A 15,837-nucleotide genomic window follows, 5' to 3' on the forward strand; every position below is an offset into this window, starting at 1 on the left:
CGTTTCTTTTTAATGGGGGTCTTGAATGCGTTTAAACATTCGTTCCATATCTGAATTCGTAAAATGAATCAGCACCGGACGTCCATGCGGACAATTAAACGGATTTTTGCACAAGGCTAAATCTTTTAATAGCACGCGTGCTTGTTGCTCATTGAGGTAATGATTGGCTTTGATGGATCGCTTACAGCTCATCATAATGGCAGTTGCTTCACGGAATTTTTTCACGCTGACCGAGCCAGTTGTTAGCAACATGTCAATCATCTCGCGAACAATGCTTTCCTCTTCGCCTGCAGGATACCAAGTTGGATGCGCCCGCACAATGAAACTATTTTGTCCAAAGTCTTCCAAATGGATGCCGACTTCCGCAAGGGTTTCTTTCTGCTCTTTAATTTTCAAGGCATCGCTATTTGGATAATCAATAACGATTGGTACCAATAGTTCTTGTAAATCATCACTGACTTCGCCAATTTTTTCACGGAAATACTCGTATTTAATTCGTTCTTGGGCAGCGTGTTGGTCGATAATAAACAGGCCATCTTTGCTTTGTGCGAATAAATAAGTTCCATGCATTTGACCGAAGTATTCTAGCTCAGGAAAACGTTCTGTCGGTCGTTCTTCTTCCAACTTGTTCAGAGCTTGTTTCAGTTCTCTTTGACTCGCAGCGCTATTGGCATCGAATTCCGGGTGAAGTTTCATTTCTTCTTGGAAAACCTCGTCAGCAGCCTCTGATGAACGCAGAGAAGGTTCTGAATCAGATACTTCAGTTATTTTCGTTTCTTCGGCTATTACCTGTTGCTCATTACTAGCTGTTTCCCAATGATTTTCGGAATCGACAGCTGCCGAAGAGGTTTCGTAAGCTGATGTTTCTTCCGCTACACTCGTTGATTCTGGCACTGGCGGCGCAAATGGATCGTCCATTGGGTCCACTGCTCTTTCTGTCTGGTTGACAGCTTCAGGGGCGCTTGAGACTGGTGTTTCGTCTGTCGCATGTTCCGCATAGAAGCGACCCGTTGCGGGATTATAGCTTAAGCTGCCCGGTCGTTGTTTTACCGCAGGTTGTTCAGTCGATAGAGGAATTTCCATTTGTTCGGCTTTAGGTTCTGGCGGTAGTTTCTTTTTAAAACGCAAATTGTCTGCCGCATTGGGAATCAACTGTTCTTGGCTCAACACTTCTTGAATCGCCTGTTCAATTAATGCCATTAAATCTTTTTCTTTACTTAAACGAACTTCTTGCTTAGTAGGATGGACATTGACATCGACTAACAGCGGATCCATTTCAATTTCTAACACAGCAATTGGAAAACGCCCCACCATTAGTTTCGAACCATAGCCGGCTACAATTGCTTTATTTAACGCGAAATTTTTAATATAACGACCATTGATAATCGTTGATAAATAGTTGCGGCTGGCCCGTGTGACTTCTGGCAATGAGACATACCCTGTCAAAGTAAAATCAAGGTCTTTTCCTTCAATTTTCAACATTTTCTTTGCGGTACTAATGCCATAAATCCCGGCAATCGTTTGTTTTAAATCACCATTGCCTGTTGTACTCATCATTTTGTGGCCGTCATGAACTAAGCGAAAAGCGACTTTAGGGTGACTTAACGCCAGACGATTGACAATGTCACCGATATTGGCCAATTCCGTTTGGATCGTTTTGACGTATTTCAAACGAGCGGGCGTATTATAAAATAAATTAGAAACGGTCATTTTTGTGCCTTTACGGAGGGCTGCTGGTCGGTTTTCTTCGACCTTGCCCCCTTTTAGAATCACATAGCTGCCTTCTTCTTCCTCAGCTGTGGCAGTTTCGACAATCATTTCAGAAACTGAGGCAATACTTGGTAAGGCTTCGCCTCGGAACCCCAAGCTGCGAATTCGGAACAAATCATCTCTTGTATGAATTTTGCTTGTGGCATGGCGTTTGAAGGCATTCAGTACATCTTCTTTGGCAATTCCTTCACCATTATCAATAATTTGAATGGTTTTCAAGCCAGCTTCTTCAATAAAAATATCAATTTGGGTGCTTCCTGCATCCAGTGCATTTTCCACCAATTCTTTGACGACAGAAGCGGGACGTTCAACAACTTCACCAGCAGCAATCTGGTTGGCTAGTTGTTCGGATAGTTCTTGAATTTTCCCCATTTCACGACCTCCTAACCGGTTCGGTTCCTAATTAGATACGTTTTTGCAATTGATGAAGCATGTTTAACGCATCTAGTGGTGTCATTTCTAATAGATTCATTTTCTTCAATGTGTCAATGACACTTAATTCTTCTGTTGAAACTTCTTTAAATAATGAAAGTTGCTCGGTTTCTTCATGGACTTCTGAAACTTCTTCATGATGAACTGAACTTGGAATCGTTGTTTCTTCCGCTTCTAAAGCGGATAAAATGGTGGCTGCTCGTTCTAAAAGTGGGCTTGGTAAACCAGCGATTTTAGCAACATGTATCCCATAACTCTTATCAGCAGGTCCTTCCATCATTTTATGAAGAAAGACCACTTCGCCATCTTTTTCGACAGCGCCCACGTGAATATTCTTCAAGCCTTTTAAGGTTTCATCTAGAACAGTTAGTTCATGATAATGTGTAGAGAATAGCGTTTTGGCTTGTACTTCACGATGGATATATTCAATGATGGCTTGCGCTAGCGCCATCCCATCATAGGTTGCTGTGCCGCGTCCTAATTCATCAAATAAAATTAGGCTGTTAGGCGTGGCATGCCGCAGTGCTTGGTTGGCTTCCATCATTTCTACCATAAAGGTACTTTGCCCTGCAATTAGATCATCAGAGGCCCCAATCCGTGTAAAAATTTGATCGAAAATTGGCATTTCAGCACTTTCCGCTGGTACAAAACAGCCAATTTGCGCCATGACCACCGTCAAAGCCAATTGACGCATGTAGGTACTTTTCCCTGACATGTTTGGTCCAGTAATCAAGAGAATATCTGTTTCTGGGTTCATGCGGATACTGTTTGGAATGTATTCTTGGTGCCCTAAAACTTTTTCCACGACTGGGTGTCGTCCTTCGACAATCGCCAAATTTTTCGTGTTACTTCTTAACGTTGGTCGAACGTATTGATACCGTTCACTAATTGTTGCAAAAGATTGTAAAACATCAACCGCACTAATGGTTTTAGCCAGTGTTTGCAACCGATCAATGTTCGTTTTCACTTGTTCTCTCACGGCCAAGAACAATTGATATTCTAGTTCAACTGATTTTTCTTCAGCTTCTAAGATTAAACGCTCTAATTCTTTTAGTTCGGGCGTAATAAAGCGCTCCGCATTAGCTAATGTTTGCTTACGCTCGTATTTTCCTTCTTCTAAATTCGCTAAATTTGACTTAGTGATTTCAATGAAATAACCAAAGACACGATTGTAGCCAATCTTCAAGTTTTTAATCCCTGTTTCTTGGCGTTCTTTCGCTTCTAACTCCGCTAACCATTGCTTACCATTGCGCATGGCATCACGGTATTCATCTAATTGGTCGTTATAGCCGTCTTTAATAACATTTCCTTCAGTAATTTGTAAAGGGGCTTCTTCATTAATCGCCGTCGCAATCAATGCCACTAAATCTTCAACGGGGTTTAAGTCGACTAACAAATCATCCCATTCCCCTTGATTGATCCCGACAATTAACTGTCGAATCGTTGGTACTTGTTCTAAAGAGGTCCGTAATTGAATTAAATCACGCCCATTCACACTGCCGAATGCCACGCGTCCTGCTAACCGCTCTAAATCATACACGTTCGTCAATGCTGCTTGCAAATCTAAGCGTTCAAAATAGGCATTTAATAAGGATTGCACCATTTCTTGACGCGCCTTAATTTGACGTTCCTGAATTAGCGGACGATCCAACCATTGTTTTAATAAACGGCCGCCCATAGCTGTTTTCGTTTCATCTAATAGCCACAAAAGAGTCCCTTTTTTCTGCCCTGTTCGAATCGACTGACTCAATTCTAAATTGAATTTAGAATAATGATCCATTTTTAAGAAATGATCTGGCTGATATTCCACAGCTTTCTGAATATGGGACAAGCTCCGCTTTTGGGTAACGGATAAATAAGATAATAATTTGCCTGTAATTTCAATTTCTAATGGATTAATCAGTTCATTGGTTAAAAAACTAAACTCGGCATTTTCTTCCACCGTTTCTTGTGTCGAAAAGATGATGTTTAAACGTAAACTTAAGTTCTCTTTTAACGATTCAGGAATCCCTGAACCTAGGACCATTTCTTTTGTTTGCAACGCAGAAGCTTCGTTTAAAACGCCCTCTTCATCAGCCAAGACTGCTGTTTTTAATTCGCCTGTACTCAAGTCTACATAGGCAAAACCGAACTGATTACCATCTGTTAGCACAGCGGTTAAGTAATTATTGTCTTTGGCTTCCAAGCCTTTACTATTCATCACCGTTCCTGGCGTTACCAACTGGACCACTTCTCGTTTGACCATGCCCTTGGTAGTCTTTGGATCTTCCACTTGCTCACAAATCGCTACTTTATAGCCTTGCTCAATCAACGTATCAATATAGCCTTGCGCGGCATGATAAGGAACGCCACACATAGGAATCGGATCATCCGCATTGCGGTTACGACTGGTTAACGTCAATTCTAAGATTTGCGCTGCATTGATAGCATCTTCATAAAATAACTCATAAAAATCACCTAAGCGATAAAATAAAAACGCATCCTTGTATTGGGCCTTAATGGATAAATATTGTTCCATCATGGGTGTATTTTTTGTCTTTTGTGGCATTTAATTCCCTTCCTTCTCTAGCTCTTCGTTCACGCGGTATTGAATGAGCGCCGTGACATGTTGGACTAAGTCATTGGCTTCGATCAGTTGTTCGCGGTAGGCTACAACGAGTGGGTGCTCATCAAACTCTTTTGTTTTCGCATCAGCTCGTTGAATGGCTTCTTTTTCAGCAGTTGGTTTGCCATAGTGAGCAAATTGAACCGCATCTTTTTGCGCAGCTTTAATTTCTTCCACTAATTCTGTCAGCTTTTTGTTTTTCTTTACCTTTTCTTCAATCGCTTGGTAGCGCTGAATGACTTCATCTTGTCCAATTAAATGTAACAATTTTTCTAATTCTTTATTACTTTGTGCATCTAAATTCAACGGCTCCATTTTTTTCACCTTCATCTTTCACCGGCACTTTTTCTATAAGAGCAGAAAAAGTTAACCTCTTAATGATCCGAGATTAACTTTTCTTCTATTATTCTTGAAACGGGCGATCTTCGCTAATCTGAATCGGCTCAATCATCTTCGCTTGGCCCGTTTGGTCATCAATCTCTAAAATACAGGCAGATAAAATCGTCCGCCCTGTTTCGACTACCTCAAAGCGCTTCGGCAATGCTGTCATAAACTTCTCAATAATCGGTTCACGCTTCATTCCTAAAATCCCATCATAAGGTCCAGTCATACCGACATCACTTAAGAAGGCTGTCCCTTTCGGTAAAATCCGAGCATCATTTGTTTGAACATGCGTATGTGTTCCAACAACGGCTGAAACTTGGCCATCTAAAAACCAGCTCATGGCTTGTTTTTCGCTCGTCGTTTCGCCATGAAAATCCACAAAAATGAGCGGTGTCCGTTTGCGAGCGATAGCCACTAGCTCGGCGGCTTTCTTGAAAGGATCTTCCAATGGCACCATAAATGTGCGGGCCTGTAAATTAATCACCGCTAGTTCCAATTGATTGACTTTCACAAAAACCATTCCTTGACCAGGCACATCTTCTGGAAAGTTCGCTGGACGAACCATTTTCTTCGCATCATCAATGAATTCAAAGATATCCTTGTTGTCCCACGTATGGTTACCCATCGTAACAACATCGACACCATCTTGCAAAAATTTCTTATAAATCTTGCCAGTAATTCCTCGACCAGATGCCGCATTTTCACCATTGGCAATGGTCACTTGTGGACGATATTTCTTCTTTAATTTAGGGACATACGTTGCTAAGGCTTCTCTTCCTAAAGAACCGACAACATCTCCTATAAATAATATACGCAAAAAGGTTCCTCTTCTCTTTTTAACATCTCTTGTTTATTATAGTTGTTTTCGCTTTGAAAAGAAAGTTTTGGTTTTAAAAGATTAAAAAAAGTGTCTCAACGAACAATCCTTGCAATTGTTCGTTGAGACACTACACGCGATACTTATTCGCTTTTTATTTTATTTCGCATAGTCTACGGCACGTGTTTCACGGATAACCGTTACTTTGATATGTCCTGGATAATCCAAGTCATCTTCAATTTTCTTCCGAATGTCTCGAACTAAACGAACAGATTCTAAATCAGAAATTTCTTCTGGTTTCACCATGACACGAACTTCACGTCCTGCTTGAACAGCAAAACTTGAATCAACGCCTTCAAAACTATTAGAAATATTTTCTAAGTTTTCTAAGCGGCGAATGTAGTTTTCTAACGATTCACTACGTGCACCTGGACGGGCTGCAGATAACGCATCTGCGGCTGCCACTAAAACAGAAATAACTGAGGTTGCTTCCACATCACCATGATGCGAGGCAATGGCATTAATAACTACTGAATTTTCTTTATATTTCGCAGCTAATTCTGCGCCAATCTCAACGTGAGAACCTTCAATTTCATGATCTAATGCTTTCCCAATATCATGTAGTAAACCTGCACGTTTGGCTAATTGAACATCTTCGCCTAATTCGGCGGCTAAAACGCCAGCTAGTTTTGCTACTTCGATTGAATGGTTCAAGACATTTTGACCATAACTTGTTCTGAAACGTAAACGGCCTAAAATTTTAATTAAATCAGGATGTAACGTATGAGCACCTACTTCAAAGGCTGCTTGTTCTCCGTATTCACGAATCCGTTCATCCATTTCTTTACGTGATTTTTCTACCATTTCTTCGATACGAGCGGGATGAATCCGACCATCTTGGATTAATTTTTCCAAGGTCATTCGAGCGATTTCTCGTCTGATTGGATCAAATCCAGATAACACAACCGCTTCTGGCGTATCATCAATGATTAAGTCAATCCCTGTTAATGTTTCCAATGTACGAATATTACGTCCTTCACGACCAATAATGCGACCTTTCATCTCATCATTTGGTAAAGTGACCACGGAAACAGTTGTTTCAGAAACAGAATCGGCGGCGCAACGTTGAATTGCTAGGGAAAGCAAGTTCTTCGCTTTGCGATCAGATTCTTCTTTGGCACGTTGTTCTGACTCCTTGACCATCAAGGTTAGTTCATGATTCAACTCTTCTTCTGTTGACTTCATAATAATCGATTTTGCTTCTTCTTTTGAAAGGGAAGCAATTCGTTCTAATTCTTGATGTTGCTGATTAATTAAGTTTTCTACTTCTTTTTCTCGCTCATCAATTAATTGCTGTCTAGCACCAAGTTTCTCTTCTTTTTCTTCCAGTGAGCCTTCACGTTTTTCAAGAGAGTCATCTTTACGATCCAACGTTTGTTCCCGTTGAATTAAACGATTTTCTTGAGATTTAAGTTCTAATCTGCTTTCTTTCAACTCACTTTCAATTTCTGAACGATACTTCTGGTTCTCTTCCTTAGCTTCTAGCAATGCTTCTTTTTTCAGTGTTTCTGATTCTTTCCGAGCGTTCTCGAGAATACTCGACGCTGAAATTTTTGCACCATTTATTGCTTTATCATGACGTGACTTTGCAATAACAAATCCTAAACCAAGACCGACAATCAAACCGACGATAGCGAGGAGAATATTTAAAACCATATTTCCACCTCCATACTATCTTTTTGTTAATTCATATCTTGTAGTTTTTTGATAAACTAAAATCAATTATCAATATGCCTACTTGCATATTTGTGCATACACACAATTTTATTCTAATGTTTGTCGCGAAAGGTGTCAACTTAAAAAAGCCCTTTCTTTTGGAAAGGGCAGCAAATATTAGACAACGTCACATTTTTAGGTTTCCGCCGTCACGAATTGTTTAAATTTTAGAACAAACGCCGCATAGTCTGCTGTTTGACTAAGCTGCTTGATGTGGATGGGTTCGGACATGGACAACAGTCTATTTAACAATTTAGTTCTAAACAAAAAAAGACAACACCTGTCCTGTTCAGTAAGTGTTGTCCTTCTTCTTAACGAGTCGTATTCACTCGTTATCTATTCATCTAAGGGTAATTCTTCTTGACCTTCTGCTTCTTCTGTAATGGTTGAACCGTCACCGATGCCGTATGCATCACGGACCAATTTAGACACTTCTGCCATCATTTCAGGATGATCCGCCATGTATTGTTTGGCATTTTCACGGCCTTGGCCAATTCGTTCTTCTTTGTAGCCATACCAAGCACCACTTTTACTGATAAGGTCTTTTTCCACAGCCATATCTAGTAATTCGCCTTCTTGGGAAATCCCTTGGCCATACATGATATCAACTTCTGCCACTTTAAATGGTGGCGCCACTTTGTTTTTAACGACTTTAATTTTTGTGCGGTTACCGACGATGTCTGTTCCTTGTTTTAACTGTTCTGCACGACGGACTTCTAGACGAACCGTTGCGTAGAATTTCAATGCACGTCCACCAGGAGTTGTTTCAGGATTTCCGAACATCACGCCAACTTTTTCACGAATTTGGTTAATGAAAATAGCAATTGTTTTTGTCTTATTAATTGAGCCTGATAATTTACGTAGTGCTTGAGACATTAGTCGAGCTTGTAAGCCGACATGGCTCGCTCCCATCTCACCATCAATCTCTGCACGAGGAACTAACGCAGCAACCGAGTCGATAACAACGATGTCAATCGCACCACTTGAAACTAAGGCATCGGCAATCTCTAAGCCTTGCTCGCCCGTATCTGGTTGAGATAAAAGTAATTCATCGATGTTAACGCCTAGTTTCTCCGCATATTGAGGATCCAATGCATGCTCAGCATCGATAAAAGCGGCTGTTCCACCATTTCGTTGCACTTCTGCAATTGCGTGTAAAGAAACAGTTGTTTTACCTGAACTCTCAGGACCATATACTTCAATAATTCGGCCACGTGGATACCCACCTACGCCCAATGCAACATCTAACGCTAAAGAACCACTAGGGATAGTTGAAATTTTTTGATCAGCTTTTTCGCCTAATTTCATAATAGAACCTTTCCCAAAGTTCTTTTCAATTTTTTTCAGTGCGGCATCTAAAGCCACTTTACGATCATCTGCCAATGGATAATCCTCCTTTAATTTATATAAACTTATTTTTCATTTCCTGTTAGTAGGTCTATCATATCTCTTTTGTACCAAAAAAGCAAGAAAAAACCGAACAAACATTCGCATATTTATTTTTTATTAATGATTCGTCGCCGCAAAAGATCTAACCCTCGCATAACCGCACTCTGTCTAATATAATTTCGATCACGGTTAAAATGGAAACATTCTACAACAGTTGGTTGGCCTTCTTCCGCCAGCCCAATCCAAACAGTGCCTGTCGGTTGACCTTCGATTGGGTCACCAGCGACCCCAGTAAATGATAAACCATAGTTAGATTTAGCTAACTGACGCGCTTTCTCTGCCATTTCTTTGGCACACGCTTCACTTACCGTGCCATGTTCTTCTAAAAGTTCATGAGAAATTCCTAAAAAGTTCTCTTTTGTTTCTTGCGAATACGTCACGAAGCCTCCCTTAAAAATCTTCGAAGCACCCGCAATTTCCCCCAGTGTACTTTGGAATAGGCCAGCAGTGAGGCTCTCAGCAGCCGTGACGGTTTGTCCGTTTTGTAATAACAAATCCACTGTTACCTTGGCTAAACTATTGTCATCCCCATACCCATAAAAATAGTCTCCCACTTTAGCTAAAACCTTTTCTTCTGTCGCTGTTAATAATTCTTCGCCAGCTACTAAGTCTTTTGTTTTAACTGTTAAACGAAGTGTCACTTCATTAGGCTTAGCATAAGGCGCAATGGTTGGATTCGTTTGGTGCGCAATCAACGATTGAATCTCGGTCACCAGCTGTGATTCACCAATCCCATAAAAACGCAAGACTCTTGAAATCAATTGTTCTTCTTGTGGAAACGCATCAATCAATAAAGGTCGTGCCGCTTGTTGGAACATCGGAATTAATTCATTGGGTGGTCCTGGTAAGAGCAAATAGCTTGTTGTGCCTTCTGTTACGAAAGAACCAACCGCTAATCCTGTCGGGTTTTGAAGAACTTGTCCACCTTCAATAGCTAACACTTGTCGTAGATTATTTTCCGTCATTGGCCGCTTAGACTGTTGGAAAAACTGGTGCAAGCGGTTCAATCCTTCTTGATCTTCTACTAATGATTTATGGAGATGTTGTGCGACAACTTGCTTGGTTAAATCGTCTTCTGTAGGTCCTAGCCCTCCACAAAGGACAATTAAATCACTTCTTTGTTCTGCTTCTGTTAGTAGCGTTTCTAAGCGGCCGCCGTTATCACCAACAACGGTCTGATAGTAAACATCGATGCCTAGCGCAGCTAACTCTTCTGATAAAAAGGTGGCGTTGGTATTCACTACTTGTCCCAGTAATAACTCTGTTCCGACTGCAATGATTTCTGCTTTCATTGATTTCCCCTTCTCTAATAACATACGTAGTTAAACTCACTTTCCATTTTAGCACAACAAAATTTTTACAAAAGAATTTGAGCTTCAGGAAATAATTTTTTTATCAGGAAATTTATTAATTATTACGAAAAAAATGTTCATTTTCTCACAATACATTGTATAATAACGTTATATCGAAAGGAGAGAAATGAATGAGTGTAGTAGTAGGACTTTTGGGTCTATTAGGGTTACTTGTCAGCGGGGGACTGACTATCAAAGCATTAATCAAGAAACAACCGAAAAAACAATATGGCTATGCCGCATTAGCAAGTGCCGCTCTATTTATTGGTGGGGTTGCCACGACAGATTCTTCCCCAACGCTTTCACTTGATGCAGAGAGTGTTGAAACCGATGCCAATGGCTCAGCCACCATCAAAGGCGAATACGACGGCAACAGCAAACTAACGGCCAATGGCAAGGAAGTAAAAACGAAAGACAAAACGTTTGCTTACAAAGTAAAACTGTCCGATGAAAAAACGCAAAAAATCACCTTTGTGGCTGAGAAGAAAGATACCAAAGTTGAAAAATCAGTCGAAGTCACACCGTCAAAAGAATTTATTGCGAGCATCACAGATTCTGAGCAAGAATTGGCCAAAACAGAAAACGCCTTAGCTTACGCTGAAAAACAACCTTCTCAGAAAAACTATGATGAAGCCGCAACCTTAGTATCTTCATTAAGTCAAGAATACGAGGAATACAATGATCGCCTTGAAAAAATCAAAGAAGCAGTACCTGTTGATGAAGCAGTTACAACTGCTGAAAAATCCAAAAGTAAAAGCGATTATCAAGCAGCTGAAAAATTAGTAGCTGCTGCCCCAGTTGGCAAAGAAGGATTTCAACAACGTTTAGCGACTGTTCAAACCGCTATCGCTGAAAAAGAAAAAAATGAACAATTAGTCGCCAGTGCGACAGCCGCTGTTGAAAAAGCTGAACAAGAACCAACCAATGAAGCTTACTATAATGAAGCGATCAAACAAATTGACGCTTTAAACTCCCCAAATCAAGCTTTAACAAAACGGGTAGCCGTTGTTAAAACTCAATTAGATGCCCACAAAGAAAAACAACGAAAAGAAGCAGAAGCTCAGAAACTAGCCGCTGAAAAAGCGCAAAAAGAACAAGCCGAAGCGGCAGCAAAAGCGCAAGCTGAAGCAGAGGCGCAACAAGCCGCACAGGCGCCGGCGGAAGTCGAGACGGCTGCTGCGGAAACACCAAGCGGTAACGCCTTAATTAAAGGGTCACGTGGTAAAATTTATCATGTACCAGGGAGCAGGTATTATGATCAGACTACTAATCCAGTAGCTTGGTTCTCTACTGTTGAAGAAGCAGAGGCAGCAGGATACCGAGCACCCAAACAGTAAATACATTAGCAATAATTAATCAAACAAGAAAATGGGGCCTCCGTTAAAACAACGGAGGCCCCATTTTCTTGTTTTTTATTGATACACACTAATTCGTTGATTTGGGTGTGCATTACTTTCCACTTCATCTAACATGGCAACGGCGTAGTCTGCGTAACTAATGTAGCTGTCACCTTGACTATTGGTTGTTAATTCTTCGCCAGCGACTTCATAATGGCCTGTCGCAGGACCATCAGCATCAAACATGGCTGCAGGACTAATATAGGTCCAGTGGATGTTTTGAGCTTCTTTCAATAAGTTTAAAGCTTCACCCATCGCCGAAGCTAATGGCTGAATTTCTGCTGGGAATGATGGTGTATCTTTTAATTGAGTTGTGTGTTCTGGGTCCACATACAAGGTTCCAGCGCCCCCAACGACAAACAAGCGCGTTTTTTGATTGGTTAAAATCTCAATCAAATGCTGGGTAGATTTTGGGAAATCTTGCACATCAGGGAATCCTAAGGCACTAATTAATACATCAAACGCTTGAATATCTTCTATTGTTAATTGATAAACATCTTTTTCAATGGTCGGTGTGCCATCTGTTATTTTTGAGGCATTACGAATGATGGCTGTCACGTCCATCCCGCGACGTTTAGCTTCTGCTAAAAGTAATTGTCCTTCTTTTCCTGTTGCTCCTAATACTGCTACTTTCATGTAAATCATCCTTTCATTTTTAAATAGAACTAAAATAGTTACATTTAATGCTTTAAAAGTAGAGAGATTACTTATCTCTCTTAACTTCTATTTCATGAATCACATCTGCTAAGGTAATGCTTTTTAATTCTTCTTCCATTTTTTGTTGCACTTTAGTAAATTCAGTTTCTAGTACCGATTGGATATTTGCCCCAACGGAACAGTTTGGATTAGGATTTTGATGAATATTGAAAATCTCTCGTTCCAATTCAACCGCTGTATAAATTTCATACAGTGAGATCTCTTCTGGTTTCTTTAATAAGGTATTTTTATTGGCTCCACGCATGGAATGAATCAAGCCGGCTTTTTTTAACTGACTCATTAGTCGTCGAACAACGACTGGATTCGTATTCACGCTCGAAGCAATGTATTCAGAAGTCACTTGTTCTTGAGGACCTGTTTCAATCAAACTTAAAATATGAATCGCAACACTTAATTTCGTTGACATGGCCATGTCTAATCACTCCAAACTAAATGTAACGTTATTTGTTACATTTAAAGAATACGCTGTTTCGTTTTATTTGTCAATGAGAAACCTCTGACTATTCAAAATAAAAATCATTTGTTGAAACAACACGGGCCCCAAACGGCATTAACGCTAATTTCGCCAATTTAAAGGATTGTTGCCCAAACGGAATACCGATGATTGTCAGACAAAGCAATAAGCCACTAATACAATGTCCAATTGCTAATGGTAGTCCACTGATAATCAGCCAAATAATATTTACCACCAAAGATACGCCGCTATCACTATACACGACTCGCTTTTTAAACGGCCAAAAGCTCAACCCCGCTAATTTAAAACATTGTAAACCAATCGGAATACCGATAATTGTAATACACCAAATCACGCCTGCGAATAGCCAAGATAAGCCACCAAAAAAGCCGCCAAAGATGAACCATAAAATATTGCCAAGTGTTTTCATTCTTGTTCCTCTACTTTCCTCATTAAAAATTATGTATGTGAGTAAGTATACCACGAAAGCTTCTTTTTGTTTCAAACAATATTGTAAGGTCGCTGACTCGTTAAAAGACGAAGACGCTATTTCATGATACAATGAAGAGACTAACGATAAAGGAGCAGACTTCATGGACTTACATTTAACCGTTGATCTAAAAAAAACAAAGACACTCATTGATTTAGCCGATCAGGCCCACTTAATCATTGAACAAACAACTAAATTACCGAAAAAAGAGGCAGCGATTCTTTTCTTGCTAAGAGATAACCAACTAGTTGCTTTAGGACTTGCTGAAGAAAAAGCTACATATAAAGAAGTTTCTTTTGATCACTCGATTTTATTGAAATCGACTTGGGACACAGAACTTGCCTATTTAGCGCAAGCTTTCCTAGATGATGCGAAAGAAAGTGGTTTAACATTGGAAGCGACCCCAACGACAGTCAAAATTCCGAAAAGTGCGGTAGCGACAGTGACTAACTATAAAGAAACAGTCATCTTTATCTTGGAACGTTTTGGCTACTCTCTGTTTAAAAAAACGGCGCCGAAGAAAGCCAGACCAGCCAAAGCACGCCACAAATGGACAAAAGAAGTCAGCCAAATTCCTTTTTATATTGATACTCGACAAAGCAAAGCAACTGTTTTTTGGCAAAAGCGCAATGAAATGCTTATTAAAGCTGGCGCGACAATGATGCCCGAAGCCCCTTTAAATAAAGACGGGTCTGTCGGTTTCTCCGCTAGATTTGGTGAAAAACTTCGTGATGAACGCAAGAGCCAATTTAAAGACTTTGTCACAACGGAAGATATCGTCTTAAAAAGCGTTAATGAAGTCGGCTTGTTTCTCTATTTTGCTGGAACAAACAGCTGGTTAGAGCTAGTTGATGAGAACGGCAAAACCTTAAATGAATGGACTGTGGTGGAATAAACCTTATAAAAAATGTCGCACCTGATTTTTATGATTCAGGCGCGACATTTTTTTAATTTAAATAACTTTTTGCTATCGCTTGATACTTATCAATCATATCTAAATAATTATCAATTTCGACATATTCGTCGACTTGGTGTGCAGTAGTGGTCACACCTGGTCCAAAGACAACGCAATCAAATGTATTGTCTGATTTAGTAAATTCAGCTAAGTCTGTGGTCCCAGCGCTTGTCACTAATGGTAATGGTTGATCAAATTGGGCTTGAATGGCTTGAATTAACGCAGAATCTTTCTCAGCTTTTACAGGAATTTTATTGTAATCAATCGTTAATTCTAACTGATGTTTTTCTTTTTTGTTCAATTCATCGACAATTTTTTGTAATAATGCAATGACTTGGTCGTTGCTGAATTCTGGAATTGAACGGATATTCCCTTGCAAGGCTGCTTGACCTGGAATACTGTTCACTTGTGTGCCACCTTTAATGACGGTTACATTGTGAATCGTTCGACCTAATTCAGGATTTTCATAGTTTGCTGTGACTTCCGCCATTTGTTGGTTTGCTTCTGTAATAAATTCGTTCAAATTATTAATCGCGTTAATGCCTTCTTCTGGCATCGAACTGTGGGCTTCTTTTCCGTGTGACACAACAGAATAGTTAATTGAACCCATGTGCGCATACATCAAGTTATAATTGGTTGGTTCTCCAATGACTAAGGCACTTAAATCATCCGCATAGCCTTTTTCAGTTAATTGGCCAGCACCTAGCTCACCGACTTCTTCACCAACTGTACCTAAAAATTTAACCGCTCCATTTAATGGAACTTCCTTTTCTTTTAATTCAATCATTGCTAAAACCATTGCGACTAAGCCGCTTTTCATGTCCGTTGCGCCACGGCCATACAATTTATTTCCTTCAATATGGGCCGCAAATGGCGGGAAAGTCCATTGACTTTCGTCCCCTTCAGAAACCACGTCCATGTGGCCACTAAACCCTAAGATTTTTTCTCGGTTTTCACCTAAATAAGCAACCAAACTACTACGATTTGGTGCATAAGAAACAAGTTCAGAAGGAATCTCATATTTCTTCAAAAGATTTTGTAAATAGATTGCCACTTCTTCTTCGTTTCCATTTACAGATTTAATTTTAACCACATCTTGTAAAATACTAATTTTTTCTGATTTTTCCATTGCCATTCGCCCTTTCTTGTTATGCTTAATTCTAGTGTACGCTTCTCTCAGTAAAACCGCAACTGACTTGGTTAGGTCAGTAAAAAACACGCGACATTTCTTAAAACTGT

The 15,837-nt window shown here is 40.0% G+C and carries 13 protein-coding genes; 2 read left to right on the forward strand and 11 right to left on the reverse strand.

All coding sequences use genetic code 11. The annotated features are described in order from the left end of the window. Nucleotides 1–9: 9 nt before the first annotated feature. The 7 genes from mutL to IGJ03_RS11825 all read right to left on the reverse strand — a co-directional run bounded on the left by mutL (nt 10) and on the right by IGJ03_RS11825 (nt 10,525). A complete protein-coding gene (gene mutL / locus IGJ03_RS11795) occupies nt 10–2,142 on the reverse strand; it encodes a DNA mismatch repair endonuclease MutL (RefSeq protein WP_375804782.1) in 2,133 nt (710 codons plus the stop codon). A 31-nt stretch (nt 2,143–2,173) separates the two neighbouring features. Further along, the gene (gene mutS / locus IGJ03_RS11800; protein ID WP_002354867.1) at nt 2,174–4,750 is read right to left on the reverse strand and encodes a DNA mismatch repair protein MutS; all 2,577 of its coding nucleotides are present in this window, start codon (nt 4,748–4,750) and stop codon (nt 2,174–2,176) included. Further along, nucleotides 4,751–5,137, reverse strand: a complete 387-nt coding sequence (locus IGJ03_RS11805; RefSeq protein ID WP_002359008.1) for a RicAFT regulatory complex protein RicA family protein — start codon at nt 5,135–5,137, stop codon at nt 4,751–4,753. Between the two features lie 73 nt (nt 5,138–5,210). After that, complete coding sequence (locus tag IGJ03_RS11810) at nt 5,211–6,008, reverse strand: TIGR00282 family metallophosphoesterase (RefSeq protein ID WP_002354864.1); 798 nt, start codon at nt 6,006–6,008, stop codon at nt 5,211–5,213. Nucleotides 6,009–6,167: 159 nt separating this feature from the next. Further along, nucleotides 6,168–7,724, reverse strand: a complete 1,557-nt coding sequence (gene rny, locus IGJ03_RS11815; protein WP_002354863.1) for a ribonuclease Y — start codon at nt 7,722–7,724, stop codon at nt 6,168–6,170. A 396-nt stretch (nt 7,725–8,120) separates the two neighbouring features. Next, nucleotides 8,121–9,167 carry a recombinase RecA gene (gene recA, locus IGJ03_RS11820; RefSeq protein ID WP_002354860.1) on the reverse strand — a complete coding sequence of 349 codons (1,047 nt, stop codon included), beginning with the start codon at nt 9,165–9,167 and terminating at the stop codon, nt 8,121–8,123. A gap of 113 nt (nt 9,168–9,280) precedes the next feature. Further along, nucleotides 9,281–10,525: a competence/damage-inducible protein A gene (locus IGJ03_RS11825; RefSeq protein WP_010820333.1), complete on the reverse strand. Its 1,245-nt coding sequence runs from the start codon at nt 10,523–10,525 to the stop codon at nt 9,281–9,283. 191 nt (nt 10,526–10,716) lie between these two features. On the opposite strand from IGJ03_RS11825, the gene IGJ03_RS11830 reads away from it, so the two are divergent. Beyond that, entirely contained in the window at nt 10,717–11,922 is a 1,206-nt protein-coding gene (locus IGJ03_RS11830) for a sunset domain-containing protein (RefSeq protein ID WP_048949540.1), read from the forward strand. A gap of 75 nt (nt 11,923–11,997) precedes the next feature. Here the strand turns inward: IGJ03_RS11830 and IGJ03_RS11835 are convergent, their stop codons facing one another. The 3 genes from IGJ03_RS11835 to IGJ03_RS11845 all read right to left on the reverse strand — a co-directional run bounded on the left by IGJ03_RS11835 (nt 11,998) and on the right by IGJ03_RS11845 (nt 13,583). Beyond that, nucleotides 11,998–12,627 carry an NAD(P)-dependent oxidoreductase gene (locus tag IGJ03_RS11835; RefSeq protein WP_161797706.1) on the reverse strand — a complete coding sequence of 210 codons (630 nt, stop codon included), beginning with the start codon at nt 12,625–12,627 and terminating at the stop codon, nt 11,998–12,000. 58 nt (nt 12,628–12,685) lie between these two features. Continuing rightward, a complete protein-coding gene (locus IGJ03_RS11840; RefSeq protein ID WP_002383201.1) occupies nt 12,686–13,111 on the reverse strand; it encodes an Rrf2 family transcriptional regulator in 426 nt (141 codons plus the stop codon). Between the two features lie 88 nt (nt 13,112–13,199). Beyond that, a complete protein-coding gene (locus IGJ03_RS11845) occupies nt 13,200–13,583 on the reverse strand; it encodes a YccF domain-containing protein (RefSeq protein ID WP_002358999.1) in 384 nt (127 codons plus the stop codon). 163 nt (nt 13,584–13,746) lie between these two features. Here IGJ03_RS11845 and IGJ03_RS11850 point away from each other — a divergent pair, with 163 nt between their 5' ends. Next, nucleotides 13,747–14,538 carry a hypothetical protein gene (locus IGJ03_RS11850; RefSeq protein ID WP_048949542.1) on the forward strand — a complete coding sequence of 264 codons (792 nt, stop codon included), beginning with the start codon at nt 13,747–13,749 and terminating at the stop codon, nt 14,536–14,538. 52 nt (nt 14,539–14,590) lie between these two features. Here IGJ03_RS11850 and IGJ03_RS11855 read toward each other — a convergent pair whose 3' ends face one another. After that, complete coding sequence (locus IGJ03_RS11855) at nt 14,591–15,727, reverse strand: ArgE/DapE family deacylase (protein ID WP_048949560.1); 1,137 nt, start codon at nt 15,725–15,727, stop codon at nt 14,591–14,593. Between the last annotated feature and the right edge of the window lie 110 nt (nt 15,728–15,837).

Source organism: Enterococcus sp. DIV1315a, from assembly GCF_051712325.1.
Classification (GTDB): Bacteria; Bacillota; Bacilli; order Lactobacillales; family Enterococcaceae; genus Enterococcus; species Enterococcus faecalis.